The 25519-nt window shown below is 63.9% G+C and carries 24 protein-coding genes and 1 tRNA gene; 7 read left to right on the top strand and 18 right to left on the bottom strand.

The window, feature by feature from the left end; all coding sequences use genetic code 11:
- Positions 1-86 precede the first annotated feature (86 nt).
- Positions 87-163, bottom strand: a tRNA-Met gene (locus V5A19_RS06665).
- Positions 164-265: 102 nt separating this feature from the next.
- The gene (locus V5A19_RS06660) at positions 266-754 is read right to left on the bottom strand and encodes a CBS domain-containing protein (RefSeq protein WP_332318300.1); all 489 of its coding nucleotides are present in this window, start codon (positions 752-754) and stop codon (positions 266-268) included.
- A 225-nt stretch (positions 755-979) separates the two neighbouring features.
- On the opposite strand from V5A19_RS06660, the gene V5A19_RS06655 reads away from it, so the two are divergent.
- The 4 genes from V5A19_RS06655 to V5A19_RS06640 all read left to right on the top strand — a co-directional run bounded on the left by V5A19_RS06655 (position 980) and on the right by V5A19_RS06640 (position 5426).
- Positions 980-1465 (top strand): FKBP-type peptidyl-prolyl cis-trans isomerase, encoded by a 486-nt coding sequence (locus tag V5A19_RS06655; protein ID WP_332318301.1) that lies wholly within the window; start codon positions 980-982, stop codon positions 1463-1465.
- Positions 1466-2342: 877 nt separating this feature from the next.
- Positions 2343-2999: an adenylate kinase gene (adk, locus tag V5A19_RS06650; protein ID WP_332318302.1), complete on the top strand. Its 657-nt coding sequence runs from the start codon at positions 2343-2345 to the stop codon at positions 2997-2999.
- Between the two features lie 344 nt (positions 3000-3343).
- Complete coding sequence (sat, locus tag V5A19_RS06645; RefSeq protein WP_332318303.1) at positions 3344-4516, top strand: sulfate adenylyltransferase; 1173 nt, start codon at positions 3344-3346, stop codon at positions 4514-4516.
- A gap of 532 nt (positions 4517-5048) precedes the next feature.
- Complete coding sequence (locus V5A19_RS06640; RefSeq protein WP_332318304.1) at positions 5049-5426, top strand: HIT family protein; 378 nt, start codon at positions 5049-5051, stop codon at positions 5424-5426.
- Between the two features lie 704 nt (positions 5427-6130).
- Here the strand turns inward: V5A19_RS06640 and aprA are convergent.
- From aprA to V5A19_RS06630, 3 genes are read right to left on the bottom strand one after another with little or no spacing between them, the layout of a single operon-like run.
- The gene (gene aprA, locus V5A19_RS06635; protein ID WP_332318305.1) at positions 6131-7972 is read right to left on the bottom strand and encodes an adenylyl-sulfate reductase subunit alpha; all 1842 of its coding nucleotides are present in this window, start codon (positions 7970-7972) and stop codon (positions 6131-6133) included.
- 4 nt (positions 7973-7976) lie between these two features.
- Complete coding sequence (gene aprB, locus V5A19_RS14330; RefSeq protein ID WP_443081421.1) at positions 7977-8429, bottom strand: adenylyl-sulfate reductase subunit beta; 453 nt, start codon at positions 8427-8429, stop codon at positions 7977-7979.
- A gap of 14 nt (positions 8430-8443) precedes the next feature.
- A complete protein-coding gene (locus V5A19_RS06630; RefSeq protein ID WP_332318306.1) occupies positions 8444-9223 on the bottom strand; it encodes a hypothetical protein in 780 nt (259 codons plus the stop codon).
- A 354-nt stretch (positions 9224-9577) separates the two neighbouring features.
- On the opposite strand from V5A19_RS06630, the gene V5A19_RS06625 reads away from it, so the two are divergent.
- Positions 9578-10000, top strand: coding sequence for a hypothetical protein (locus V5A19_RS06625; RefSeq protein ID WP_332318307.1), 423 nt, complete (start codon positions 9578-9580; stop codon positions 9998-10000).
- Positions 10001-10739: 739 nt separating this feature from the next.
- On the opposite strand, the gene V5A19_RS06620 is transcribed toward V5A19_RS06625, so the two are convergent.
- Entirely contained in the window at positions 10740-11954 is a 1215-nt protein-coding gene (locus V5A19_RS06620; protein WP_332318308.1) for a 6-phosphofructokinase, read from the bottom strand.
- Positions 11955-12322: 368 nt separating this feature from the next.
- Positions 12323-12472 (bottom strand): hypothetical protein, encoded by a 150-nt coding sequence (locus V5A19_RS06615; RefSeq protein WP_332318309.1) that lies wholly within the window; start codon positions 12470-12472, stop codon positions 12323-12325.
- Positions 12473-12743: 271 nt separating this feature from the next.
- On the opposite strand from V5A19_RS06615, the gene V5A19_RS06610 reads away from it, so the two are divergent.
- Positions 12744-13343 carry a metallophosphoesterase family protein gene (locus V5A19_RS06610; protein WP_332318310.1) on the top strand — a complete coding sequence of 200 codons (600 nt, stop codon included), beginning with the start codon at positions 12744-12746 and terminating at the stop codon, positions 13341-13343.
- Between the two features lie 554 nt (positions 13344-13897).
- Positions 13898-14173, top strand: coding sequence for a hypothetical protein (locus V5A19_RS06605; protein WP_332318311.1), 276 nt, complete (start codon positions 13898-13900; stop codon positions 14171-14173).
- Here the strand turns inward: V5A19_RS06605 and kdsB are convergent.
- The 11 genes from kdsB to V5A19_RS06550 form a co-directional block, all read right to left on the bottom strand.
- Positions 14170-14943 carry a 3-deoxy-manno-octulosonate cytidylyltransferase gene (gene kdsB, locus V5A19_RS06600; protein WP_332318312.1) on the bottom strand — a complete coding sequence of 258 codons (774 nt, stop codon included), beginning with the start codon at positions 14941-14943 and terminating at the stop codon, positions 14170-14172. The genes V5A19_RS06605 and kdsB overlap by 4 nt on opposite strands.
- Positions 14940-15158, bottom strand: a complete 219-nt coding sequence (locus tag V5A19_RS06595; RefSeq protein ID WP_332318313.1) for a Trm112 family protein — start codon at positions 15156-15158, stop codon at positions 14940-14942. Before V5A19_RS06595 ends, kdsB begins: the two co-directional genes overlap by 4 nt.
- Before the next feature lie 222 nt (positions 15159-15380).
- Positions 15381-16439, bottom strand: coding sequence for a tetraacyldisaccharide 4'-kinase (lpxK, locus tag V5A19_RS06590; RefSeq protein WP_332327742.1), 1059 nt, complete (start codon positions 16437-16439; stop codon positions 15381-15383).
- A complete protein-coding gene (locus V5A19_RS06585; RefSeq protein WP_332318315.1) occupies positions 16436-17602 on the bottom strand; it encodes a hypothetical protein in 1167 nt (388 codons plus the stop codon). Before V5A19_RS06585 ends, lpxK begins: the two co-directional genes overlap by 4 nt.
- The gene (locus V5A19_RS06580; protein ID WP_332318316.1) at positions 17599-18255 is read right to left on the bottom strand and encodes a lysophospholipid acyltransferase family protein; all 657 of its coding nucleotides are present in this window, start codon (positions 18253-18255) and stop codon (positions 17599-17601) included. Before V5A19_RS06580 ends, V5A19_RS06585 begins: the two co-directional genes overlap by 4 nt.
- Entirely contained in the window at positions 18252-20036 is a 1785-nt protein-coding gene (msbA, locus tag V5A19_RS06575; RefSeq protein WP_332318317.1) for a lipid A export permease/ATP-binding protein MsbA, read from the bottom strand. The genes V5A19_RS06580 and msbA overlap by 4 nt, the downstream gene beginning before the upstream one ends.
- Entirely contained in the window at positions 20033-20455 is a 423-nt protein-coding gene (locus V5A19_RS06570; protein WP_332318318.1) for an ExbD/TolR family protein, read from the bottom strand. Before V5A19_RS06570 ends, msbA begins: the two co-directional genes overlap by 4 nt.
- Complete coding sequence (locus V5A19_RS06565) at positions 20452-21069, bottom strand: MotA/TolQ/ExbB proton channel family protein (protein WP_332318319.1); 618 nt, start codon at positions 21067-21069, stop codon at positions 20452-20454. The genes V5A19_RS06570 and V5A19_RS06565 overlap by 4 nt, the downstream gene beginning before the upstream one ends.
- Before the next feature lie 97 nt (positions 21070-21166).
- Positions 21167-23566: a DNA internalization-related competence protein ComEC/Rec2 gene (locus V5A19_RS06560; RefSeq protein WP_332318320.1), complete on the bottom strand. Its 2400-nt coding sequence runs from the start codon at positions 23564-23566 to the stop codon at positions 21167-21169.
- 35 nt (positions 23567-23601) lie between these two features.
- Positions 23602-24282: a lipoprotein-releasing ABC transporter ATP-binding protein LolD gene (gene lolD, locus V5A19_RS06555; protein ID WP_332318321.1), complete on the bottom strand. Its 681-nt coding sequence runs from the start codon at positions 24280-24282 to the stop codon at positions 23602-23604.
- Entirely contained in the window at positions 24275-25519 is a 1245-nt protein-coding gene (locus tag V5A19_RS06550; protein WP_332318322.1) for a lipoprotein-releasing ABC transporter permease subunit, read from the bottom strand. Before V5A19_RS06550 ends, lolD begins: the two co-directional genes overlap by 8 nt.

Here is a 25519-nt window from a genome sequence, read left to right as displayed (position 1 = left end):
CCTCGGAATCGCCAAGAGCCCACAACGCTTCCTCATCCCAGATTGTTAAAGAGCCTCCGACCGGCCGGAGCCGATCGTTACGGAATTGGTAGCGGGGGCAGGATTTGAACCTGCGACCTTCGGGTTATGAGCCCGACGAGCTACCGAACTGCTCCACCCCGCAATCGAATTAGGTGGCGGTCGGCCTGCCCGAGATCTTTAGGCCGGGGCCGCGCCGCAGGAAACGCAATTTACAGATCTTGGCCGGGGGATGCAATCCCCCTCCTTAACCCGACTCGACTTCCTCGACCACCTGCGGGCTGCCAATGGCCTGGTGGACATTGGCCTGAAATATCGCCTTGTGAACGTCACCCAGGCTAACCATTCCGACCAAGGAGTCATCTTCGGCCACCGGAATGCGGCGGAACTGGTGGCTGGCCATGGTCGCGCTGGCCTTAAGGATGTGGGTATCGGGCCGTACCGTAATGGGCTTGGAACTCATAAGATCGGAAACATTGAGGCTAAAGATCTCCTTGTAAGTTCCCATCAGCTCATCCAGATCAACACCGGCCATACCTTCCATGAGGTCATCGAGGGTCGGGAACATCCGCGCCAGCACATCCTTCTCGGCAATCATGCCGATCAGCCGCTCATCGCCCTCGACCACCGGCATTCCACTGACCCGATACAGGCACATAGCGGTTACCACCTCCGCCAACGGGGTCTCGGGGCGGACCACCTTAACCGAGCGCGTCATAATTTCGTTAACCCGCATTCCCTATCTCCCATCCTGTGGGATCACGGGCTTATCCCCGCCGACCGGACAGCTCGGATCCCAGTGGCGCATTCAGACAGTTTCACTTCCCTTCGCCTCAAGAGGCCAGGGACCGATTCGAGGTTGGTGGACTCATATGGGACAATAGGGAATTGTCGAACGATCTGCAATCCGATAGCAACTAGACCCTTCCATCCCAAATTCGCCTCGGCAGGGAGCCTTAAAATGCCGGATAAACGGGTCCAGAAGGACAAGGTGGTACAGATCTCCTACGCGATCCTCGACCAGGACGGATCCGTCCTGGAGCATTTGGAGGTCCCCATAGCGTATGTTCATGGCCACGACAGCGGCCTCTTCGAGCAGGTGGAAGCGGCCCTTGAAGGCCGTTCCTTCGGCGACCGAGTTTCCGTGACCCTTGGCCCGGAAGAGGCCTTTGGCCAACGGGATCCGGGACTTGTCCAAATTGACGATCTCGCAAACGTCCCGCCCCAATACCAGGAACTGGGCAAGGAAATTGATTTCCAGAACGATAAGGGGGACACCAAGACCTTCCGGGTTATCGACATTTCGGAAGGCAAGCTTACCGTCGACGGCAACCATCCCCTTGCGGGAAAGACCCTCACCTTCGTGGTCGATGTGGCGGGTGTGCGCGACGCTACCCCCGAGGAGATCCGGGACGGAAGCGCGGCAGACCCCCCCCAAATCCACTGACCTTTTCTCCTATACCGCGTCGCCCGACGGTCTGGGCCACCCCGGGAAACTGCTTAGAAAGGCCTGCGAGCCTTCGCCTTCCTAGAACCGCAGGGTATTGAAGAAAATAGGTTGCCCCGCCTCGGGCGAGCGCTCCCTCTCTCCCCCGTTGAGAAACGGTTGAGCATCGCCCGGCTGAAGCCGGACCGGCCCCCGAAAGCACGAACAGGTTCGGGCAACCTGATGCGGGAGGTCATGGCAAAAACAGGAAATTCCGGCCGTGTTCGGGTTGAGTGGCGACCGCCTTTGTGGTTGAATGAGCACCTTTCGGGTCAAGCCCGCAGCCGGGCCAATTAGCTGCCTGTGCTCCGGCCACCGGTGGGCCTGAAGCCGGGATTCAGACAATGACGAGATGGACATCATCCAAAACGGATCGCTGAGCACTTTTGGGGCGGCGGGGTGGGCCTTGCGCATGCCGCGGTAGAACTACGCCTGGATCCCAATTTGCTCCGGCTAAAGCAATATCCGGCCAGCTATGGGACAAAAGACGGCTGCTATTTCCTGGGGATCCAGGCCCAAAGGCGTTGACGCAAATGCTCCGTCGGCTGGCGCGTGGACAGTCCGGCTCCGGCCGTCAAAAATACGCCGACCACTTCGGCTACCGGGCCCCTTGCTGCGGGTCCAGGCCAAGTATGAATAAGGTACGCCGTGGCCATTTCCCGGTGCCGAGGATCCGGCTAAGGGTTAGCCTCGCTGATTGGATGGGGGTTGGCCAAGGCCGGAGGGAGTTGCGGCCTACCCCGGGACGAAGCCCATAACCGTTCTTTTCGAAGCCCCTTACCGCGTAACGGGTTTATTGTGGCCTCGTTGCACCAACCGCTAAAAGGGAGCGATACCCATGCGGATAATCTTGATGGGCCCTCCGGGCGCCGGCAAAGGAACCCAGGCCCAGTACATCTGCGAACGCTACGGCATCCCTCAGATATCCACCGGGGACATGCTACGGGCGGCGGTCAAAGAGGGCACGGAGCTGGGCAAGCAGGCCAAGGCCATCATGGACGAGGGCGGCTTGGTCTCCGATGACATCATCATGGGTCTGATCAAGGACCGTCTGGCCCAGCCTGACTGCGCTAACGGTTTCCTCTTGGACGGCTTTCCTCGGACCATCGCCCAGGCCGACGGCCTTAACGATGCGGGAGTCGGCATCGATGCGGTGGTTGAGATCCAGGTTCCCGACGAGGAGATCGTCCGGCGCCTGGCGGGCCGTCGTGTCCATCCCGACTCGGGGAGGACCTACCACGTCGAGTTCAACCCGCCCAAGGAGGAGGGGAAAGACGACGTTACCGGCGAGCCCCTCATCCAACGGGACGACGACCAAGAAGAGACCATCCGCAAGCGCTTGGGCACCTATCACGATCAGACTCAGCCCTTGGTGGAGTACTATTCCCAGCGGGCTGAATCCGGCGACCCCAACGCCCCCAAATACGTGCGGGTTGACGGACAGGGCGATGTCGAAGCCATCCGCGAACAGATCTTCAAAGGCCTAGACAACTAACCGGAACTCTCCGGGCTATGGGGATCCCCGCCCCGGCCGTTTCCTTGGATGCCAATCAATGGGCCCGCTTGCCGACTGGAAAAGATACGTCGGGCTTGGAGTCGGGGCCTTCACCTCCCCCTTTGGGATATGTACGGTCCCAATTGGAGAGGAAGGATCCAATGGCAGAGTCCCAGCGCTCAGGGCCACCCCTTGATTACCCACGTCCAACCGAATTCGGTTTATGCGGAGGAACCCTCCTCCCTTGGCCGGCTCCTGGACTTCCGGAGCCCCGAACTAAGCGGGTCCCAGAGACCCAATACCGCTGTAAATCGCCTTTGAAAACCCTACCCATAGGGGGAATTATGTCCAGGTTAGTAGATCCACACGGTGGTGAGGAGCTAAAACCCCTTCTGCTCGAGGGCGAGTCCCGCGAAGAGGAATTGCGCCGAGCCGAATCCATGACCCAGATCCCCGTGAGCTCACGCGAGGCCGGGGATCTGTTCATGCTGGGCATGGGCGGTTTCACTCCCCTCGATGGCTTCATGACCCACGCGGACTGGCAAGGGGTGTGCGATGGTATGCACACCGCCTGGGGTACCTTCTGGCCCATTCCGGTCACTCTGTCCGTGAGCAAGGACCGCGCCGATCAGATCTCCGAGGGGGACGAGGTGGCCCTACAGGACCCCGAGCGGGACGAGATCCTGGCCACCATGAAGATCACCGACAAGTACGCCATCGACAAGAACCACGAGGCGATGATGGTGTACCAGACCACGGATGCCGATGAGCATCCGGGTGTCAAGATGGTAATGGAGCAGGGGGACGTTAACCTGGGCGGGCCAGTCAAGGTGCTGTCCCTGGGAGGTTTCCCCGGAACCTACGGCGACCTGTTCATGACACCCGCCGAGACCCGCAAGGCCTTCGAGGCCAAGGGCTGGAGCAAGGTGGCCGCCTTCCAGACCCGGAACCCCATGCACCGCTCCCACGAGCACCTGGTCAAGCTTGCCTTAGACACCACAGCCGACGGCGTGCTCGTCCACTCTCTGCTGGGCAAGCTCAAGCCCGGGGACGTGCCCGCGGAGTACCGTGCCCGCGCGATTAGCACGCTTATCGACAAGTATTTCGTGTCCGACACGGTAATCCAGGCTGGCTATCCCCTGGACATGCGCTACGCCGGCCCACGGGAGGCCCTGCTGCACGCCGTCTTCCGCCAGAACTACGGCTGCTCCCACCTGATCGTGGGCCGGGACCACGCCGGAGTGGGGGATTACTACGGGTCCTTCGACGCGCAGAAGATCTTCGACGAGATCCCAGAGGACGCTCTCCAGATTGAGCCCCTGAAGATGGATCTCACCTTCTGGTGCAACCAGTGCGTCGCCATGGCCACCAACCGTACCTGCCCGCATGGCGAGGAGGACCGGATGCTGCTATCCGGCACCAAGCTGCGGAAATACCTCTCCGAGGGGCAGGAAGTCCCGCCGAACTTCAGCCGCCCGGAGGTCTTGGAGATCCTGCGCGAGCACTTCGCCGGCTAAACCTAGGTAACGGGCCGGTCCAACCGGCCCTTTAACCCACGCAACGGGCGGGCTGACCGCCTGCAGGGATGCTGCTGTATTCGGTCCAGCGGCGCTTGTCTCGTTGCGTCTTCGAGCAGCCATCCTTTGTCGGCGGCCCCAAGCCTGCTGGGCACATAGCCACTGTTACCTTCCTTGACCTGTGGGCGGCTTCCGGTTGAGTGGCCCACAGGGCGAGGCCGTCGGGCTACATGGTAGGCCCTTCAGCTGGGGCCAAGGTAACCGGTAGCTTAGCGGTCGGGTTGAAGGCCAATGGCCTGAACCTTCTCAGGTCTACCCGATAAGGCGATCCCCTTGAGCCAGATCGGCCATCTGCAGCCGGGTCCTGCTAGGCACTCTCTCCGAACCCACACCGCCATCAGGATGGCCTGTGGCTTCCCTAATGGAGTTCCGGGAACAGTTTTTCCGACAACGGACCACAGCGCGAGACTTGGTTAATGCTGTAGGGCCGACCTGATGCCAACCACGAAAATCTAGGCAAAGGACGGATTTGATGAGCCAGCGCTGTCCCTTCTGCGAGCTTGGCACCCAACGAGTCCTTTGGTCCGATGACCAGGCCGCGGTGGTCCCCGATACCTACCCCGTGAGCCCGGGCCACATGCTGGTGATCACAAAACGCCATGTAGGCTCTTTCTTCGAAACCAGCGAGGCCGAAAGGGCCTCCATCGCCGAGGGGCTGGACGCGGCCAAGGATCTGTTGGAGCGGGATTTTTCCCCGGACGCCTTCAATATCGGGCTCAACAACGGCCAGGCGGCGGGTCAGTCGGTCCCACATCTCCACGTCCACCTGATCCCCCGGTACGAAGGGGACAAGGAGGACCCCCGGGGCGGGGTTCGTTGGATTCTTCCGGAATCGGCACAGTACTGGTAATGGTGGGGAAGCTCGCCGGCCTTTCCAGGGTGCGCTCCGCGGCCTGAACGCCCACCGTTGCCTTCCGGTGGTACCTTTCACCCAGGATACCGGGGGATTATGCCGCCACCGAGGATGGGGATGACGGCCTCTAGCTAGACTCCACAACGGCTCGCCATTGCCCGGGGTCCCCGAACCCCTAGACCTTCTTTGAAAAAATGGGAATTACCATCCCAGGTTCAGCCCGCCAGTCTCTAGCCCAAACCAGGGCGGCACCCCTGCCCTGATGAAGCTTGGGATTTTTACGACACTCAATCACTCCGAGTGACATCGGTTTCGGCCATCATGGCCCCGGCGAACCGCCAAACGGTCTTGCCGAAAGCCCTGGCGGATGCTAATGCGCACTCCTGTAGGCATTTTTTTAGCCTCAAAACCGGGTTGCCCGGGCTCCCTTCCAGCGCTACCTCGCGATGACGCAATTGCCCTATAACCAGAGATCCTGTCACTAAAGCCTAGGGGACTTATCCCGCCCAGTCGTCCTTCCCGGCTCGGTTTTCCTTATGGGTTGAGAGCATAAAACCGCTCTATGCCTTGCCTGGCACCCCACAAAAGTGCCCGACCCCCCGCGGGGAATCGGGCACAAACATCCCTCGCACCATGGCCGTGGACGGGAAAGAGCTTCCCGCCTCGGTGCCTGGGGCGCGGGAGTTATCCGAGGATGACGCTCAGCTGAAGAGGTGATGCTGCGGCAGCTTCTCCATGTGCCACTCGCCCGTTTTGGGGTCATAAGTAGACCCGGTGAACACGTGCCAGTTCTCGTCATCCAGGTTGGGATGATCGCCCCGGTAGTAGTAGCCCGGCCACCGGGTCTCCTCCCGGAACAGGGTGTGCCGGGTCACCGACTCCGAGGTCCAGACCCGGTGGTTGAGCTCCCAGGCCCGCTGGAGCTGGTGGAGATCCTCAGCCCCGATTTTATCGAGGTCCTCCTTCAGCATACCCAGCATTTCCAGCCCACGGTTGAGCATGTGCCCGTTGGTGACGTACAAACTGCTGACGCCGCCGACGTATTCGTCCATGATCTTTTCGAGCCGTTGCAGGCCCTGGAACGGCGTAATGAAGTTGGGGTTCACCTCCCCGGCAACCACCTCGTTACTGCCCACCAGGTAGTTATCTAGCGGCTTGAACACCTCTCCCTTGAGCCGCTCGATCTCCCGGTCATCAAGCTCGGGCTTGCTCCCCTTCATGTCCCCGGCGTACTCCACCGCCGATTTACCGGCCAAGCGGCCTTCCGTGTGGGAGCCGGACGAGAACCCGTGGGCCGTGCCGCCGATGGTATCACCGGCCCCAAACAACCCCTTGATCGTCAGCATCCGGTTGTAGCCCCAGTGGTAGTCGTCGGGAGAGATGTCCTGCGGACCGCTCGCCCAGGCGCCAGAGCAGGTTGCGTGGGACCCCATGACATAAGGCTCCGAGGGGATCAGCTCGGAAGGATCCTCCTTGGGATCGATATTCATCGAAGCCCAAACCACCGCTTGGCCAACGGTCATGTCGAGGAAGTCCTCCCAGCCTTTCTCTTCCTTATCATCGGTATCGAGGACGTGCTCCGTCCGCATGTAGATAGGACCACGACCCGCCTTGATCTCCTCGATCATGGCGTGATTGCGCAGGCAGGTGGGGAAGGGATGCTGCTCCGCGTAGTCACCCACCATGCCCTTGATGGTTTCGAACCACCGGGGTTCGTACTTCTCCCCGAGGGCATTCTCGGCATGGGACTTGAGAAGCAAGAACCAAGCGCCCACCGGCCCGTAGCCGTCCTTGAACCGGGTGAGGACGATCTTGTTCTCCATCTGCGTCATCTTCACGCCGAGGGGGATGAGCAGCCCGTAGGCGGAGGCGCTGCTCCAAGGGGCGTACCAGGCCCGGCCTGAGCCTTCACCAATGGAGCGGGGGCGGTAGATGTGCGAAGCACCCCCGGCGGCCACGATGACGGATTTGGAACGAAATACGTAGTACTTGCCATCGCGCACCCCGAATCCGACGGCGCCCGCGATTCGCTCGGGATCGTTCTTGTCCTTCACCAAATGGGTAATCATGATCCGGTTATACACCTCGGTGGCCGTCTTACGGGCCGCCTCGGCAATGATCGGCTTGTAGCTCTCACCGTGAATCATGATCTGCCACTTGCCCTGGCGCAGGTATCGCCCGGTTTCCGCATCCCGCATGATGGGGAGGCCCCATTCCTCGAACTTGTGGACGGTGCTGTCCACGTGCCGGGCGTTGTCGTAGCCGAGGTCCTCACGGGTCAAACCGAGCATATCGGCACGGGCGTATCGGACGTGGTCCTCCGGATTATTTTCGCCCCAGCGCATCCCCATGTAGCAGTTGATCGCCGCCAGACCGTGGGCGACCGCGCCACTACGCTCGATGTTGGCCTTCTCGACGAGAACAATCTTGGCGTCGCGATCCCAGTAACCCGCCTCGTAGGCGGCGCCGCAACCGCCGAACCCGCCGCCCAAGATTAGAACGTCCGAATCGACGAAAACGGTTTTTCGCGAAGCTTTGGCCATGAAATTAGCCCCTATTCTGTGCTTCTTCCAGGGTGGGGAGCGAGTCGATTTTCAGCGCAGTCGGCTCATGCGCCAATTGAGGCGACTTGATGTCATTGGGGCCGGGCGCTTGATGCTCTTGCGCCGCCGGTATAGAGCCCCAGGGGGTGGTCCGGATGGGGAAGGTGAACTCCTTCTCGCGCCCATCACGGTACCCGATTAACCAATGAACCTTCCCGCCTTCCTCGTCCCTGTGAACTCGGACCTTATGTCCAAGCGGGGCGAAATCTGCGTAGCCCCGGACATCGATCGCGTGTTGGGGGCAGGACTTCACGCACGAAAAGCACTCCCAGCAGAAATTGGGCTCAATGTTGTAGGCGCGCCGGGTGGTCTTATCGATGTGCATAATATCAGAGGGACAGATATCCACACACTGTCCGCAGCCATCGCATTTGGTCATATCGACAAAAGTGGGCATTTTTGTTGCCTCCCTTAGGTGCGGGTGTTGCCGGGAGAAGCCACCTGCTTCTTGCCTCGGGCCGCGGTTGGTAGACTATCGGAGCCGCTAACGTCTTCGACCCGCTTCTGGTAGGCCGCCGCAGGTTTATAGAACATGTGAGCAAACTTGGACCAGGGAACGGAAACGAAGAGCAACGTCGTGAGGCCGATATAAATCCCGAACAGGATCTGGGTCGCCAGCAGACCACCCTGGGCTTGAACTATTTCCCAGATGATCCCGAACAGTACGCTGAGCACCAGGCTTACTACAAAGAGATCCGCGGGGATCAGCCGGAAAGGGGAGTCCTGTTCTTGAACAACGTTAACCCTAAGGAAAAAGAAGAACCAGCCACCCCCAATGATGATCATCAACGCGCCGACGTTCCACAGGACCGGCCAAACACCCGGCGTCGTGGCTTGCGCGGTGGGGTAGGCGTAGACCATCACTATGGTCGAGATGAGGTAGAGCAGGAAGCCGTAAAAAAGCAGTAGATGGGAGAGTTGGCGCTTCGTGTTGCAAAACTCGCCAGAGGTGAGGACTTCTTTCCCGAGAGTCTTGAGGGCCACTCCAAACTTCTGCCCAGTACCGAGGGGACGCCTTGCTCGGGCTTCCGAATTCTGCCGCCGTTGCATGAAGAACTGGAAGCTCTTCTTGTGAAGCATGTCGTAAATTGTCCCTGCGGCAACCGCCAAGATCATCAGAACGATATAGATCTGCATGAAGGCGGGGGACAGAAAGACCGTAAGCTCAGCAAAGGGGTTGCTGGTGAACATGCAAATCCTCCAAAGGGTAGCCGGTTTTTATTTCGAGTCGCCAAGCTAACGACGACGCGCCCGTCCCCGCGGCCCGGCCGTACGCTTGGTCCTTCGAGCCCCTGTCCGCGCGAAAGGGGATTGGGCCACTTATGCGGCGCCTCAGTCAGCAGCCAAATGGATAGCATGCTCCTGCCTGTAAGTCAAAGGTTAGGTAGTCGAAGTTCCCTTTTGTCGGATCGGATACGGTTGCCTTCTAGGGATGGGGCCTTTACCCTCCGTCGAGCAATCTGGACGGAAGCTGCAAAGGGCCCATTGCCGGGCCCAACCATGGCAGCAATGATCGGTCCATGAACCACCTTCAGGGAGCAGGCCATGCCGCTGAATCCCCATCAAACGATGGCCGAGATGCTGGAGCAGATCAACGCGGTGGAGGTCACCGAAGACGAAATGGCCCGTGTGGCTTCGGCTTTGGAAGGTACCTCCGAGGAGGGTGGCGAACCCTATGCCCTTCTAGACAAGGTGAAGGAGGAGTTCGACACAGACTTGGAAGGACTGGAACGGGTCGCGGCGGTATTCTTCCGCTTCCAGGCCTTGGGTCGGCTGGTGCGGGACCACGATTTGCCTGAGTGGGCCTTGCCGGAATCCGCAGAGTGCGGAATCCCATTGCGGGGGCCGCTGCTTGCCGCCGCCGCCTTTGCTCCGGTCGAGGTCGACAACGAGGAGCGGGCCTCCTTTGACCGCGAGGCCATCTTGGAAGAGGCCGAGCAGCACGCCGGGTCGCAGGGCAAGGGCTGAGCCGCGGTCCACCGCTGACCGCATCCCCCGAGTGGACCGCTTAGACGAGTCAGGCTTCAATCGGTCCTTGACCCGTCCCCTCCCTGCCGACCCCCCCAGTTCATCAGCCTGCCTGGTCTTCGGGACTCCTGCCTGGTTGAGGCCCGGGACACGCGCTTGCTCGCTTTTAAGGGCCTTGGGCCACCTTCCCCTGTAACGCCTTGAAGGAGTCCGCGACGGGCGAACGCGCAGGCAAAAGGTCGGTCTTCCCGAATTGAATCCCCGGTGTCCGCGGCTTGTCCGGCTCGCCTCCGGAATGGCCCAGTCGATACTTCCGTAGGCGCCATTAGACCGACACCGAGCCGGCTTTCACTGGAAACTTCTTCGGCCACCAAGTGCATCTAACGGGCCCGACCGGGCCTTATGGCCAGTGCCTGTGGGCGGTGCAAGGGAGCGGGGGCTCGTTCAGTGGGGATCTTCGGAACTCCGTGCGCAAACCAGACCGGTCCGCAAGCAGCAAAGGCCGCGCCCTGCTGCGGCCGCGGTCCTTCGCCGTCTCAAATCCGGGAAAAACCGCGCGCGCTATTGCCTGACCCCCTCCGGTGAACCCAGTCACTCCAGCTCCGGCTCCCCAACGCCCGACCCCGTTCAAGGCATTGCATGCCGTCGCCCAGGAAAGCAGTGCCCGGGAGCTCCAACAAAACCCGGGCCCCGCATGCGCGAGGCCCGGGTTGGCCAACCGGATCGGGCGCAGCCGGGATCAGCCTTGGAGGATCTTGGGCACCTTGTAGTCCCGCAAGTGGAAGGCGTCCGGCACCCCCGAGCCCAGCAGCGGCCGGCAGTACATCAAGAAGTCCCGAGTGATATTGTTGCCCTCGGCATTGATGAACTCATCCGGCATAACCTGGGTCTTGCCGCCGATCTCCGCCAGGTCCCGCAGATTGTACTGGACCGAGTAGAAGCCGGTCCGCTCGATGGTGACGCTGCCGTTGGTATCGTAGAAACCGGCGTACTGCACTGCTTTCTCGCCCACCTCGCGGGCCTCGCGCTGGTCCACATCGGAGGCCACTCCCAAGAAGGAGCGCTGAAGGTAGCCGAAGGTGTCGCCTCGGATCCGCTTGTAGCCTAAATTCTCCTTGACGTGGTCCACCAGGAGATCGCCCAGGGCCCCGGAGCCGGAGAGTTGGACGTTACCGTGGGCGTCTTTCTCCACGTTCTCCTGGAGCCGGGTCATAATGGGCTCTCCGCTGGCGTCGTGGATGCCTTCGGAGACCGCCACGACGCAGCGCCCGTGGCGGTCCACCACCGACTTGACATCCGCCAAGAAGCGATCCAGGTCGAAATCACGCTCGGGCAGGTAGATTAGGTGGGGGCCGTCGTCCTCGTACTTACGGCCCAGTGCCGCCGAGGCGGTCAGGAACCCGGCGTGGCGGCCCATGACAATGCCGATGTAGACGGAGGGCAAGGCGCGATTGTCCAAGTTGATGCCGGCAAAGGCAGAGGACACGAAGCGGGCGGCAGAAGGAAAGCCCGGCGTGTGATCGTTGTGCACCAGATCGTTGTCGATGGTCTTGGGGATATGGATGCAGCGGAGATCGTAGCCTTCCTGCCCGGCGTATTCCGAGACAATGCGACACGTATCGGAGGAGTCGTTACCGCCGATGTAGAAGAAGGTCCGGATCTCGTGGGCCTTCAAGACCTCGAAAATCCGCCGGCAGTACTCCTGGTCGGGCTTGTCCCGGGTGGAGCCCAGGGCAGAGCCGGGTGTGTTGGCCACCATTTCCAGGTTGTGGGTGGTCTCCTGGGTCAGGTCGAGGAACTCCTCGTCAATAATGCCGCGGACCCCGTGAAGGGCCCCGTACACCTTAGTGACGCCCGGGAACCGGCGCGCCTCGACCACCACACCGGTGAGGGACTGGTTGATAACGGCGGAGGGGCCGCCACCTTGCGCGACCAGGATCTTGCCTTCCAGCATACGCGGTTTCCCCAAAGTTGCTGTATTCTAGCCCAAATACGGTCCCCGGCCCGGGAGGATTGACCCAGCTCCAGGGAGGCCCTTCTCCATCTAGCTCGATTCGATTAAAATCCGGTGCCGGCCCGCAGCGAAAAAGGTCATTCTAGCCAAACGGTCCCCCGACGACAACGCCCGTGGCCGGGGCGCTATGGGCCTGTCACCACGCCCCCTACCGGACCCCGGACCCGTGACGTCTCCATTCCCTGCATCGGCTGGTGGCTGGCCCAGTCAGGGGAAAGCACAGGTCCTCATCCCTGGGCAAGTGCTTCGCCCTCCCCCTTGACAGTCTCCAGGCTGCCCTTGAATAGGGAGCCGAGCTCGGCACCACATTACTCCGCCCCCTGAACCGGGGCCATGACGACATCGAGGAAACCATACCGAAGCAGCTGGCCACCTGCCGCGAGCGGACCCAGCACGTGGAATAGTGCTACTCCGGCCATGGCCAACCCTGTACCGGCTTGCGGCACATATAAGGCCATGGTTATCCTCCCGCCGGGAAATTTACCGGCAAATATTCGTGGGCCCTTACCATTTCCACAGGCTATAACTATCGGTGCTGAGTAATGGGTGATCAAGGCTTGGCGGCGACCGGGTCCCCAGGAGTCCGGACCTTTCCGGGGCCCCTCCCGGCGAGCTTGCCTGGGGCGGGCACGGGGATATTCGGCCGCCGTCCCTGGTCTTACAAGCCACTGGGCTACTCGAGCCCGGTCCCGTTCTTGGCGTTATACGAACCGGTAACGAGGTCTCACCATGAGTGAGCAAGCTTCCTATAGCAGTTCCCAGAGCCCGGTCACCCCGGCGATTGTCTCGGGGAAGAGGTTGACCGAGGCCCGCGTCGCCATCCTTTCGGATACCCACGGCCACCTGGATCCCCGTATCGCCGAAACCATTGCGGGGACGGATTACGCCATCCATGCCGGCGATATAATGGGGGCGGAGATCCTAGAGGCCCTGCGGGCCCGGACGGGGGAGGTGGTGGCGGTGGCCGGCAACAACGACCAACCCGGCATCTGGCCCGACGGCGCCGAGGAGGTGGTCCGGACCCTGCCGCGCATCGCCCATCTTCACCTGCCCGGGGGCACCCTGGCGGTGGAACACGGCCACTACCACGGCCACACCAAACCCGATCACGGCTCCCTGCGCGATACCCACGCCGGGTCCCGACTCGTCGTCTATGGTCACACCCATCGGGTGTGCGACGACTGTGACGCCGACCCCAGGGTGGTGAATCCGGGAGCCGCCGGGCGCACCCGCACCCACGGCGCGCCCTCCTGCCTGATCCTGCACGCCGGATCCGATGAATGGGTCCTGGAGACCTTCCGTTTTCCCCAAGAGGCCGTCCGGGCCTGACCGGCGGTCCTATAGCCCCCTCCCGAGCGAGCAAAAGCGGGCCGGGGTATCGGTTACGCCGGTCCCTTCGGATCCTCCCGGAAAAGGGAAGACTCAATCCCCGGTTCCCTACCCTGCTTCTGGGTGGCCACCCCACCGAGGGGCCCAAAGCGCGCTCCGGAAGCCGGATGCCGTCGGTGGGCTGAGAGCCGCTGGCCTGGATGATGGCTCTTGGAGGTCCCCGGGGCCGATGGCTGAAAAGGGAGTAGCCCGGAAGGAACGGTGCCTCTGCCGCTCCTGAGGCGAAAGGAGTATAATGATTCCTATCCTCGCTTGGGCCGCGAGGACGCCTCCGCCCAACCCCAAGAGTGAGCAAGGCCATGGCCACTTTGGAGCTTATTCCGGTGCGTCTCGCGGATCCGGAGACCCTGACCGAGGGACAAATCGACTACGCGGGCGATTCGCTACCCTCTTTCGGACTCCGGAATAGTTTCGGCGGGGAACAGGGTCCGGGTGGCAGGCCCTGCCGGAAGTAACCCGCTAGCAACCCAAAGGCCGACCCCCGGAGTGACCCAATGGAACGGTTCGATCCCCGTTGGCTGGACAATCCCGAATCGCTCGAGTCCCTGATCGGATGCCGGGCAGAATATGCTGGCGAGCCCTTCTCCGTGATCGAAATCCTCCCGGACGGTCCCCAGCTCGTGCTGCAGCACCGCGACCGCAGGGCCATCCAACAGGACATGCAGGGGCGTCCGTACCGGCGGGTGCCGGAAACGGTCTGTTTGGAGCTGCTGGACGACCATGGTCAGCCCAGCCCGCAGCTTGAGCTCCTGCTCGTGGAAAGCCCCTAGAGGAACCGCTCCCGGGCCCGTTCCAGATCCTGAGCGGTATCCACCCCTGCGGCCGGAGGGCCAGGGGCATCCACCACCCGTATGGGGACCCCGTTTTCCAGGGCCCGGAGCTGCTCTAGGGACTCGCGACGCTCCAGCGGCGTCGCAGTCCATCGGCTGAAGGCGGCAAGGAAGGCGGTGCGATAGGCGTAGATCCCAACGTGGAGGAGGTAGCCCGCCGGCGGTCCCTGTTCGGCCAGTTCTGCCGCCGCCGGCGTCCCTCCCCCGAAGGCCTCCCGGGCCCAGGGGATAGGTGCCCGGGAAAAGTAGAGGGCATCCCCGCTGGCACTCCGCACCACCTTGACCACATGCGGATCGAGGACGTTCTGCCATTCTTCGGCCGGGTGGCCGGCGGTGGCCATGTCCCGGGGCTCCCCTTCGTCCAGAGCGGTGGCCACCGCGCGGATCAGCTCGGAAGAAATGAAGGGCTCGTCGCCCTGAAGGTTGACCACCGGCTCGCTCTCCGGCAGCTCCATGGCGGCGGCCGCCTCTGCCAGGCGATCGGTGCCGCTGGCGCAATCCGCCCCGGTCATCACCGCTTCGCCGCCTTGCGCCCGGACCGCCTCGGCCACCCGCTCGTCGTCGGTGGCCACCGCCACGCGGTGGGCGCCGCTGGCCGCCGCCCGCTCCAGGACCCGACAGACCAGCGGCAAACCGCCCACATCGCGCAGGGGCTTGCCAGGAAGCCGGGAGGCCTGGTATCGGGCGGGGATGAGGACGGTGAAGCTCACCCGGACTCCTCGCCCTCCCCTTCCAGGGAGCGTGCCTCATCGGGAAGCATCACCGGGATGTCATCCTGGATGGGGTATTCCAGTTTGCACTTGTCGCAGATGAGGCCGTCCTTGGCCTTGTTCAGGGTCACCTCGGCCTTGCATACCGGGCAGACAAGAATATCCAGCAGTTTGCGGTCGAGCACCACCATCCCCTCGCCGTTAATGGGATCCATCGGTTAGCTGATTCGGCGCCAGTCTCCCGTCCCAGAAGTGCATAAGGATCCTGCGAGCCAGCCCAGCCCCGCAAAGCACCTCCTCGACTTGGGCTCACCATCCCGCCACTAAACATAGCAGCCGTCCGAGCCACGGCCTGCCATCCAAGGGGTTTACTGGCGGGACGCCTTGCTCTGGACCGGTTCAGACCGCTCACCCCCTACGCACCTCTAACCGGGAGCCTAGTATACACCGCCGGCCTGGGCGGGCGGCAAATCGGTCAGCCACCCATCCGGCTCCGGATCCAGGCGGGCCGACACCTGAAGGGCCCAGCCGTCGATCCCGACCTCGGCCAGCTTGACCGCGTCCTTCTCGGTGGTAACCAGCGGGGCTCCCTCTTGGAACCGAAGGTCAGCAGGAGCGTAGTCATGGTGGTCGGGGAAGGGGTGAGGGACAATCTCGGCCCCGAGCCTCCGCAAGATAGCGAAGAAGCGCTCGGGGGCGCCAATTCCCGCCACCGCATGAACCCGCAGGCCTTGTAGCCACTCCAGATCCGGGCTTCGGTCTTTGGTCCGGATTCCCCGAAGCCCATCGGGTTCCAAAACCATCCCCATTGCCGGCTCCCAACCCGAGGGCCCGCCCTGAGCGTGCCGAGGCCCGGTCTCGTCTCGTCGAACGGATTGACTTAGGGGCGGCGCGCCCGCGGCGACCACGGCATCGGCATCGGCCAGGGCGGTCACCGGCTCCCGGAGAGGGCCGGCGGGAAGGCACCGGGCGTTGCCGAATCCCCGATCCCCGTCCACCACAACAAAGGCGCGGTCCCGAGCCAGGGATAGGCGCTGAAAACCGTCGTCGGCCACTACACAGTCGCACCCTAGGGCCGCCGCCCGGCGGACGGCTTCGGCGCGGTCGCGCCCCACCACGACCGGCACCCCCAGCCGGTCGGCCATCAGCGCCGGTTCATCACCGCACTCGGCAACATTCAGAAGGCGCTTTCCCCCCTCCGAGACAGCCCGGACATCTTGACCCTTCCGGCCGTACCCCCGACTGACCACCCCCGGGTGGCGGCCCAGCTCACGCAAGCGCGCCGCCAAGGCCATCACCAAAGGCGTCTTGCCCGTACCGCCGACGGTCAGGTTGCCTACCACCACCACTGGTACAGGAAGGCGTTCGGCTTCCATCAGACCTCGGCGGTATAGGGCTCGCCGGGCCCGCATGACCCGGCAATACATTCCCCCCAGGGGAGCCAAAAGTCGGCTCAGCCAACCGTCGCTGTACCACTGCTCGGACAAGCCTTTCACCAGCCATCCGCCCAGTGGTCCAGGACCTCCATGGCCACCTCGGCACACCGCCGGGCCTCCCAGTAGGCCCGGCGGGTCGCGGCCTGCTGATCCCGCCAGGTGAAGGCCTCGGCCTCCCAACGGGCCCAGTTATCGCTCACTTCCTCCCAGGTATCCGCAGCGCGGGTGGCCGTGTCGGGGTCCACGCCCAGATCGCGCAGCCGCCCGGGGGCCCGGCCGATGGCCACTAGGGGCAGCCCGCTGGCAAGGGCCTGCCAAACGGCCTCTCGAGACGGGTCCCCCAGGACTCCGGCGAAGGCCGAAGCCGTCACGGCCGGGAGCCAGCGTTCCTCATCCATCCAAACCAGGGTCCCCGGCTCCACCGGCTGGCGGTCGCGGTCCCACTCCGAGAGCCGGACCACCGGCTTACCGTGACCCTTGCCCGGACCTTTACCGCCTATAATGGGGACATGGCCTTCGTCCGCCCAGCGCACCAGGAAAGCGTTTCGCTCGGCCTCGTCCTCGGGCTGAGCGTCGGCCCACACCAATCGACGCCCTTCCCCCGGGGCCAAGGCCGCCTTGAAATTGGGCTCCACGTCAGTCCGGGCCAAAAACAGCTCCAAATCCACCGGATCTTCCGGGACATAACCTGCTTGTCGCCACCGGTCGGCCTGGGCTTGGCCCACGGGCAGGATGTGATCGAAGTCCAGCCCCGGGGGCGACACTCGGGGCGGTTCGCAGCTGACCGCCGTCAGGGGCACCCCGGCTGCCGCCACACCTTTAAGGAACCGGGGCGGCGGCAGGCGATGTACCGCCAGCAGGCCGTTCGGCCCCAACCTTGCGGCCGCCCGCTGGGCGGCGCGCTGGTGGTCGATCACGGACGGGGCCGTTGCGGTGCCAGGATAATCCTGAAGCAACGGCCGCAGGGTTTCGGGGCAGCCCCAATCGGCGGTAACCACGGCGCGTACGTCCACCCGTATGGAACGGATGCCGCGTACCACCTCGGCGCCAACCCGGGCCCCGGTGCAGTCGGGGGCATAAACCCATACCAGCGGGCCGGGGCCGCGCGGCGGGCGGTACCAGCCCCAGCGGCCCAGGGGGCGCTGGGGCTGGCCGCGCATGCGGTCCCACAGGTCCTGCGCCCAATACAGCGGCGTGCGCGGATTGGGGGCATGGACCGTCATTGGCGGCCCACGTGGCGGTCGGCGTGCTCGGTAAGCTGGTTCATGGCAGCCTCAAGATTAACCCGTGCCGCCTCCGAATCGGTTTCCGGGCCCACCCAATGGGGCTCGCCCCAGCGGATGACCCCGCGGGTGAGCGGTCGGGGCAAAAGGAAGCGGTCCCAGCTGGCGAACTGCTTGCCGCCCCGTGTGCTGAAGGTAACGGGAAGGATGGGATAACCCGTCCGCCGGCCCAGATCGATGACGCCGGGCTGTACCTGGAAGGCGGGTCCGCGAGGACCGTCGGGGGTAAAGGCAAAGTCACCGCCGTCGCGGACTTTGCGGATCAGCGCGCGCATGGCCTTAAGCGCACCGCGCCGGGACGAGCCCCGGATCGTGTCGAAGCCAAAATGGCCGATGGTGCGGGATATGAGCTCACCGTCGCCGTGCTCGCTAATCAGCACATGGACACGGCGGCGTCCGGCACGGCGATAGGCTAGGGGGATCATGAGCAGGCGGCCGTGCCAGAAAGCCAGGATCACCGGGTCGGAGCCGGCCAGGAGCCTAGCGGTAGGTGGCGGTGTGTGCGTATGCCAGCGCACGGTGACGCCCAAGAGACGGACCCACCAAGCGGCGACACAGGCCACCCAGCGCTGCTGGCGAGAGGAAAGCTTCACGCCGTTCTCGTCGCCTTTTCCTCGGCCCCGGCGAATTGGGTGGCCCACAGGTGGGCGTAGGCGCCCTGCCGGGCGAGCAGGTCCTGGTGGCTGCCCTGCTCCACGATGCGGCCCTCCTGCATGACGGCGATGCTATCGGCGCGGTGGATGGTGGCCAACCGGTGGGCAATCACCAGGGTGGTGCGACCTTGCATGAGGCGCTCAAGGCCCTGCTGGACCAGCCGCTCGGAGTCCGGGTCGAGGCTGGAGGTGGCCTCGTCCAGAATCAGGATGGGGGCGTCGCGCAGAAGGGCCCGGGCGATGGCCAGACGCTGGCGCTGGCCACCAGAGAGGCCCGCGCCCCGCTCACCCACGGGATGGTCGAGCCCCGCCTCCAGGCGGTCCACGAACTCCATGACCCCCGCCGCCCGGGCGGCATCCTCCACTTCCGCGCGGCTCGCCCCGGGCCGGCCGTAGGCGATGTTATTGGCCAGGGTATCGCTAAACAGAACCACCTCCTGGCTCACGGTGGCAACCTGGTCCCGCAGGGACTGCAGGGTCAGATCGCCTATATTGATGCCGTCGAGCAGGACACGACCAGAATCGGGCTCGAAAAAGCGGGGCACCAGGCTGACCAGGGTCGACTTGCCGCCCCCCGACGGGCCTACCAGGGCCACCACACGGCCTGCCGGTACCTCCAGATTGATATCCCGCAGAACGGGCTGGCCGGGCTCGTAGCCGAACCAGACGTGGTCGAACATGAGCTCGCCCCTCGCCCGGCCGATGGTTAGAGTGCCGGTATCGGGCTCGGGCTCCCGATCCAGCAGGCCGAAGATACGCTCCCCTGCGGCCATGCCCTGCTGCAGAATGGCATTGATCTTGGTCAGGCGCTTGAGCGGGTCGTACATCATGAGCAGGGCGGTCAGGAAGGAGAAGAAGGTCCCCGGAGTTGTCTGCTCGCCGCCGGAAATAACCCGGTAGCCGCCGTAATAGATCACCAGGGCAATGCACAGGGCGGCGGCCATCTCCATCACCGGAACCGACAGGGCGGTGGCCTGGACTCGATTCATGTTCTTCTTGCGGTGGGCCTCGGCCTCCTTGTGAAAGCGCCCGCGTTCGTAGGGCTCGCCGTTGAAGGCCTTGATCACCGGATTGCCCACCACCCCTTCCTCGATGATACCCGTCATGGCCGCCCGCAGGGCCTGTGACTTACGGCTGCTCTTGCGTAGCTTTCGGGTCAGCTTGGCCAGAGGCAGGATCACGGCCGGCAGACCGATCAATGACACCAGAGCCATGCGCCAATCCAGGAAGAAGATCAAGCCGAGCAGCCCGGCGGCTGTAAGGCTGTCCTTCAGGAGAGTACTGAGCCCCTTGGTGATGGCGGACTCCACCTGGTCCACATCGTAGGTGACCCGGGAGATAAGGGTCCCTGCGGAATGGCTGCTGAAAAAGCCCATGGGCTGGCGCAGCAGACGGTCGAACAGGTCATCGCGCAGCTCCCGCATGGCCCGCTGGCCCACCCAGCGCATGAGGTAGGTCTGGAGGTAGTTGGCGACCCCTTTGACCAGGTACAGCCCGATCACCCCCAAGGGCAGCAGCCACAGGAGGGTTTCGTCCTTGTTGACGAAGATTTCGTCAATGACCGGCTTGAGCAGGTAAGCGACCCCGGAGGTGGTCGCGGCCACCAATACCATGGCCGCGATAGAGACCGCCAACCGCGGCCAGAAGGGCCAGACGTAGCTCAGAAGCCGCCGATAGAGCCGCAGGCTTTCCTCCATGGAGGTCGTAGTCGCCGCATTCACGGCGCTTTACCTCGGGTCGGCTCACGGGAGCTGATGGCGATGCGGGTCAGGCCCGTGGCCTTGCCGGCATCCATGGCGCCCACAACGGCGCGGTGCTTGGCATTTTTGTCGGCCCGGATGACCAGCAGTGGCTTCTCGCCGCCCTTGGCCCGCTTCTGCAGGGCTTGCTCCAGACTCGTATCCGCCGAAAGCCCCTCCCCACCGATCAGGTACTCACCCGCCTCGGTAACCATGACCTCGATCCGTTCCCGGTCGGGGTTGGCTTGAGAGGACTGGGCTTCGGGAACCTGCACCTGGAGCCCGCTGCGGGAAACGAAGGTGGTGGATATCATGAAGAAAATGAGCAGCAGAAAGACCACGTCGATCAGGGGGGTCAGCTCGATGGTGGGTGATTGCTCGCTGCGGCCCCGGAATTTCATGCCCGGTCCCCACGGATGATCTCTACCACTCGCAGGGCGTCCTGCTCCATATCCACCACCAGGCGGTCCACCTTGGCGTTGAAGTAGCGATGCATGGCAATGGCGGGGATGGCGATGGTCATGCCGAAGGCCGTGGTCATCAGCGCCTGGGAGATGCCGCCGGCAAGGACGCTGGGGTCCCCCACCCCCTGGCTGGTGATCACGGTAAAGACCTCGATCATGCCAATCACGGTGCCCAGCAGACCCACCAGGGGCGAGATGGCGGCGATGGTTCCCAGCAGGGTTAGGTAGCGGGACAAGTCGGCCACAACGTGGCGACCGGTTTCCTCGATGGCCTCTTTGATCACCTCCCGCTGCAGCCCGCTGTGGCGGAGGCCGGATGCCAGCACGGCGCCCAGCGGGCTGGGGTCGGTATCCGCCCGATCGCGGGCTTGATCCACATCCCCCCGGTAAACATCGACCTCGATATCGGCCGTCAAATCCGGCGGCACGATACGTACGCTCCGCAGGCTGTACAGGCGCTCAATAATGATGCCGATGGCAATAAACGACAAGACCAGCAGGACCACCATCAGCCAACCGCCGCTGCGGAAAATATCCAGAAGATCGCCCACCTACTCGCCTCCGTTGGCTACGTTTCCCCCGACCGGGCTGGGGCGGAGGCACAGTATACAAGCCGGGATGGCCCGCCCAAACCCGCCCGGAGGCTCGTCAAGGCCAATAAACGGCCAGGCTGGCCAGTGAGCCCACCGGCGGCGGGCTTGCCCCGCCATGCCAGTAGCGGTCCGCCTCGCGTCTGTAGCCGGCCACATCCACGCCTTCGCCCAAGCGCACCCGTACCGCCCCGGACCGGGCGGTACGCCAAACGTCGGCCCCGGCGAGCCGGTATCGGGCGACCACCGCCGGATCCGGGAGCCCCCATTGATTCTTGTAACCGGTAGAGAAGACCACTGAAGCGGGATCGACCCTTTTGACAAAGGGCTCGGTGGAGGAAGTGTCACTACCGTGATGCGGGGCTACCAAGACATCGGCGGCAACATCGCCAGCCCGGGCCAGCAGACGCCGCTCCCCAGCCGCCTCAACATCACCGGGCAGAAGCATACTATATTCGCCGGCACGGATCCGCACCACGCGGGAGGCGTTGTTGCTTTCACCGGGCCTGGGAGCTCCTGGGGCCAGGACCTCAAATCGGACACCATCCCAATGCCAACCGTCTCCGGCTTTGAGGTCCTGGCCCTCACCCTGGAAAGCCTCCGGCGCTCCCGCCACCGATCGCACCGGGATCCGGGCCCGAAGCCCGGGGCAGCCACCATTGTGATCGGCGTCGCCGTGGCTAACCACCAGTCGATCAATCTCCGACCAGCCACGGCGGTGCAGAAAGGGGGCAATCAGCGCCGAGCCGGCATCAAAACGGGGGCTGAAGCGGGGCCCGCAATCCACCACGGCAACCCGCTCGGCGGTTTCCACCACCGCGGCACTGCCCTGCCCGACATCCAGCACCCAGACCCGAGCCTGCCCCTCGGGAATCGTGGGAGGTCCCAACCAGCTCAGGGGTAACAAGGCCACAACCGGGCCAAGCCAGCGCCATCGCCTGCGACCCGCGAACAGCACCGCCAGACCAACAAGCATAAAGGCCACCGCCACCACGTCGGGTCGGGGACCCTGCCAGGCAGCAAAAGGCAGCTCACTCAGACGCATAAGGCCTTCTTCCACCCAGGCCAGAAGCCACCCGGCGCCAGTAAAAACCGGACCGTAGAAGGTCGGTAACCCCAGCAAGGCTGCCCCGGTACCCGCCAACCCCAAGGGCACCACCAAAAAGGTGAACACCGGAACCGCGACGAGGTTGGCCAGCGGTGCCACCAACGACAGCTGACCGAACCAGAAGGCCAGCCAGGGACTGACCATGAGCACCACCAGGGCCTGAATGGCCAGGGTCGTGGTTACTTTCCCCCGATTGCGCAGGAGCCCCGCAAGCATCAGCCCGATCCCGGCCACGGCGGTGAAGCTCAGCCAGAAGCCAGGAGCGTAGAGGCTGTCCGGGTCCCATACCAGGACAGCCAGGGCCGCCACCGCCAGGGCCCGTTCGAACCGGAAGGGACGCCCGAGCAGCCAGGCCCCCAGGCCGACCCCGATCATGATCAGGGCCCGCTGCGTGGGCAAACCGAGACCGGCCACTGCGGCGTAAAAAGCAGCCATCGTCAGGGCGGCAAGGGCGGCGAAGCGGGGGGCAGGCAAGCGCAATGAGGCCTCCCCCTGACGCCGCCACAGCCATCCCGCCGCGGCGAAGGCAATTATGGCAACCCAGCCCACGTGGAGGCCGCTAATGGCCACCAGATGGGCGGTACCGGTGCGTCGAAGCGTCTCCCAGGTGGCACCGTCGAGGCGGTCGCGCTTGCCCACGGTGAGGGCCCGCAGGAGCGGGGCACCGTCACCGGCGCTCTCCGCCACTGCTGTCTGGATCCGTCGGCGCACGGCTTCGAGGCCGCGCCGCAAAGGGTTGCCGGCAAGCCCTGGGCGTCGGATCGGGGCGGGATCGGAGCGGATGTAGCCCGTACCCGAAAGGCCCCGGGCCCGCAGGTAGCCGGCGTAATCAAAGCCACCGGGATTGCGGAACCCCCGCGGGCGGCGGATCCGGACTGACAGCTGCCAACGCTGGCCATAGGCCAGTCCCTGGGGAGCCGACTCGTACCAAGAGAGCCGCAGGGTGCCCCGATAGGGTCGCCATTCGCCATCGGGCCCGCGCAGCCGCTCGACCTGGAACCGAAAGCGCCGACGGCGTTCCTTGTCCGCCACCGGCCCGGCGATCCACCCACTCGCATGTACGGTCTTGCGCTCCCAGGCAACCGGGAAGGGCTGGGCCTGTTGGTCGATGGCAGTGATCCCCTGCCACCAGAAACCGGCCATCAGGGCAACGATTACAACGGTCGCCCGGCCCGGGAGGCGGAAAAGACCAAATAGGGCCAGTAGGAGGGGGAGGGTCAGGACCCAAGGTGGGAGCAGGAAAGGCAGTTGCCGGAATCCGACCAGGCCTGAGGCAAAAGCCGCCACCGCGGCCCAGAGGGCGATCGAAGAAACCCCCGGTCTGGGGTCCCGAACCGGTTGCGATGCCATCGCGGCCCCCCTTTTTGGCCGCCGCCGGCTACCCGTTAGCCCGACTCCAGCCGGCCCTCGTGCAACCGGAGCTGTCGCTGCATCTGCCCGGCCAGGTCGGGATCGTGGGTTACCACCACGATGGCAGTCCCCAGATCCCGATTGAGGGCGAGTAGCAGCTGGTGGATGCGCTCGGCGGTGCGATCATCGAGATTGCCGGTGGGCTCATCGGCCAGGATCAGGCGCGGCCGGGTAACCACGGCACGGGCGATGGCGGTGCGCTGGCGCTCGCCGCCGGAAAGCTCACTGGGCTTGTGATGCACGCGCTCGCCCAACCCCACCCGCTCCAGGGTCTCCCGCGCTTCCCGGCCAGCCTCACTGCGGCCCTGGCGCCGGACCAACAGCGGCATCATGACATTCTCCAGGGCATCGAACTCGGGCATGAGGTGATGGAACTGGTAGACGAAGCCCAGTTCGCGGTTGCGCAGCTCCCCGCCCGCCTTTTCCGATAGATGGTGGATGTCGTTGCCACCGACGAGAACCCGGCCTTCGGAAGGCCGATCCAAGCCCCCCAGCAAGTGCAACAGGGTGCTCTTGCCCGATCCCGAGGAACCGGTTACGGCCAACGCCTCGCCTTCCGCCACCCCGAAGGTGACGGCGTCGAGGACCTGGATCTGGCGGGCGCCGTCCCAGAAGCGCCGGCCGAGATCGGATGCTTCCAGCACCGCCTCATTCATAACGCAGGGCCTCCACGGGATCGGTCTTGGCCGCCCGCCGGGCGGGGTAGATGGTGGCCAGGAAGCTCATGATCAGCCCGCCCAGGGTAATGCCGACAACATCCACCCATTCCAGCCGGGATGGCAGACGGCTTACCGAGTACACATCCGCCGGGAGGAACTGGATCTGGAGCATCTGCTCCAGCCAGCTCACGAAGCCCTCCACATTGAGGGCCAGGGCCACCCCAGCGAGGGTACCCAGGAGAACGCCGAACAGCCCGATAACCGTTCCCTGCAGCATGAAGATGGTGGTGATGTTTCCGGGTGAGGCACCCAGGGTACGCAGGATGGCGATATCCCCCCGTTTTTCGTTCACCAGCATGACCAGGCTGGAGACGATGTTGAAGGCGGCCACCATGACGACCAGGGACAGGATGACGAACATGGCCGTCTTCTCGGTCTGAAGGGCCTGGAAGAAATTGCGGTTGCGCTGGGTCCAGTCGCGGACAAACTGCCCTCCCTCCAGCCTCTGGCGGACCTCCGCCGCAACCTCCGGTGCCGCCATGGGCACGCTTAGATGCAGACGAATTCCGGAGACGGTGTCGCCCATGCGGTAGAGCTTGCGGATGTCGGCCATGTGCCCATAGACCAATCCGTTGTTGTACTCGTACATCCCCGCATCGAAGACACCCACCACGGTAAACCGCTTGAGCCGGGGTAGCATGCCGGCCGGTGTCACCTGACCGCGGGGAGAGACCAGGGTCACCTGGTCGCCCACATCAAGGCTCAAGTTGCTGGCGAGGGCCTTGCCGATCACCAGCCCGTAGCTCCCCGCTTCCAGATCCTGGAGGTTCCCTCTGACCAGATTCCGCACCGTCGGGCTTACCCGGGTCTCCCACTCGGGTAGGACACCCCGAACAATGGTCCCACTTACCGAGCCGCCGCGGCTCAGCATGCCCTGCTCACGGACGTAGGGAGCACCCCCTTCCACCCCCTCGACCTCTTCGGCCGATCGGATGACCCCCTCCCAGGGACTTTCCAGGCCCTCGTAGCCGGTAACGGTGATGTGGCTGGTGATTCCGAGGATGCGGTCGCGCAGCTCGCTCTGGAAGCCATTCATTACGGATAAAACCGTGATGAGGGCCGCCACACCCAAAGCGATGCCCAGCGCGGAGATCACGGTGATCAGGCTCAGGAAGCCGGTGCGGCGCTTTGCCCGCAAGTAGCGCAGACCGATAAAGAGCTCGAAAGGGAGCAA

This window comes from Thiohalorhabdus sp. (assembly GCF_036628635.1).
GTDB lineage: Bacteria > Pseudomonadota > Gammaproteobacteria > Thiohalorhabdales > Thiohalorhabdaceae > Thiohalorhabdus.
Note: the sequence above shows the minus strand (reverse complement) of the source record. Positions and strands in the feature narration are given on the sequence as shown.

What these genes read in the sequence shown, in the direction of transcription:
- V5A19_RS06660 (WP_332318300.1), bottom strand. Translation starts at nt 754, where the DNA reads ATGCGGGTTAACGAAATTATGACGCGCTCGGTTAAGGTGGTCCGCCCC.
- V5A19_RS06655 (WP_332318301.1), top strand. Translation starts at nt 980, where the DNA reads ATGCCGGATAAACGGGTCCAGAAGGACAAGGTGGTACAGATCTCCTAC.
- adk (WP_332318302.1), top strand. Translation starts at nt 2,343, where the DNA reads ATGCGGATAATCTTGATGGGCCCTCCGGGCGCCGGCAAAGGAACCCAG.
- sat (WP_332318303.1), top strand. Translation starts at nt 3,344, where the DNA reads ATGTCCAGGTTAGTAGATCCACACGGTGGTGAGGAGCTAAAACCCCTT.
- V5A19_RS06640 (WP_332318304.1), top strand. Translation starts at nt 5,049, where the DNA reads ATGAGCCAGCGCTGTCCCTTCTGCGAGCTTGGCACCCAACGAGTCCTT.
- aprA (WP_332318305.1), bottom strand. Translation starts at nt 7,972, where the DNA reads ATGGCCAAAGCTTCGCGAAAAACCGTTTTCGTCGATTCGGACGTTCTA.
- aprB (WP_443081421.1), bottom strand. Translation starts at nt 8,429, where the DNA reads ATGCCCACTTTTGTCGATATGACCAAATGCGATGGCTGCGGACAGTGT.
- V5A19_RS06630 (WP_332318306.1), bottom strand. Translation starts at nt 9,223, where the DNA reads ATGTTCACCAGCAACCCCTTTGCTGAGCTTACGGTCTTTCTGTCCCCC.
- V5A19_RS06625 (WP_332318307.1), top strand. Translation starts at nt 9,578, where the DNA reads ATGCCGCTGAATCCCCATCAAACGATGGCCGAGATGCTGGAGCAGATC.
- V5A19_RS06620 (WP_332318308.1), bottom strand. Translation starts at nt 11,954, where the DNA reads ATGCTGGAAGGCAAGATCCTGGTCGCGCAAGGTGGCGGCCCCTCCGCC.
- V5A19_RS06615 (WP_332318309.1), bottom strand. Translation starts at nt 12,472, where the DNA reads ATGGCCTTATATGTGCCGCAAGCCGGTACAGGGTTGGCCATGGCCGGA.
- V5A19_RS06610 (WP_332318310.1), top strand. Translation starts at nt 12,744, where the DNA reads ATGAGTGAGCAAGCTTCCTATAGCAGTTCCCAGAGCCCGGTCACCCCG.
- V5A19_RS06605 (WP_332318311.1), top strand. Translation starts at nt 13,898, where the DNA reads ATGGAACGGTTCGATCCCCGTTGGCTGGACAATCCCGAATCGCTCGAG.
- V5A19_RS06595 (WP_332318313.1), bottom strand. Translation starts at nt 15,158, where the DNA reads ATGGATCCCATTAACGGCGAGGGGATGGTGGTGCTCGACCGCAAACTG.
- V5A19_RS06585 (WP_332318315.1), bottom strand. Translation starts at nt 17,602, where the DNA reads ATGACGGTCCATGCCCCCAATCCGCGCACGCCGCTGTATTGGGCGCAG.
- V5A19_RS06570 (WP_332318318.1), bottom strand. Translation starts at nt 20,455, where the DNA reads ATGAAATTCCGGGGCCGCAGCGAGCAATCACCCACCATCGAGCTGACC.
- V5A19_RS06560 (WP_332318320.1), bottom strand. Translation starts at nt 23,566, where the DNA reads ATGGCATCGCAACCGGTTCGGGACCCCAGACCGGGGGTTTCTTCGATC.
- lolD (WP_332318321.1), bottom strand. Translation starts at nt 24,282, where the DNA reads ATGAATGAGGCGGTGCTGGAAGCATCCGATCTCGGCCGGCGCTTCTGG.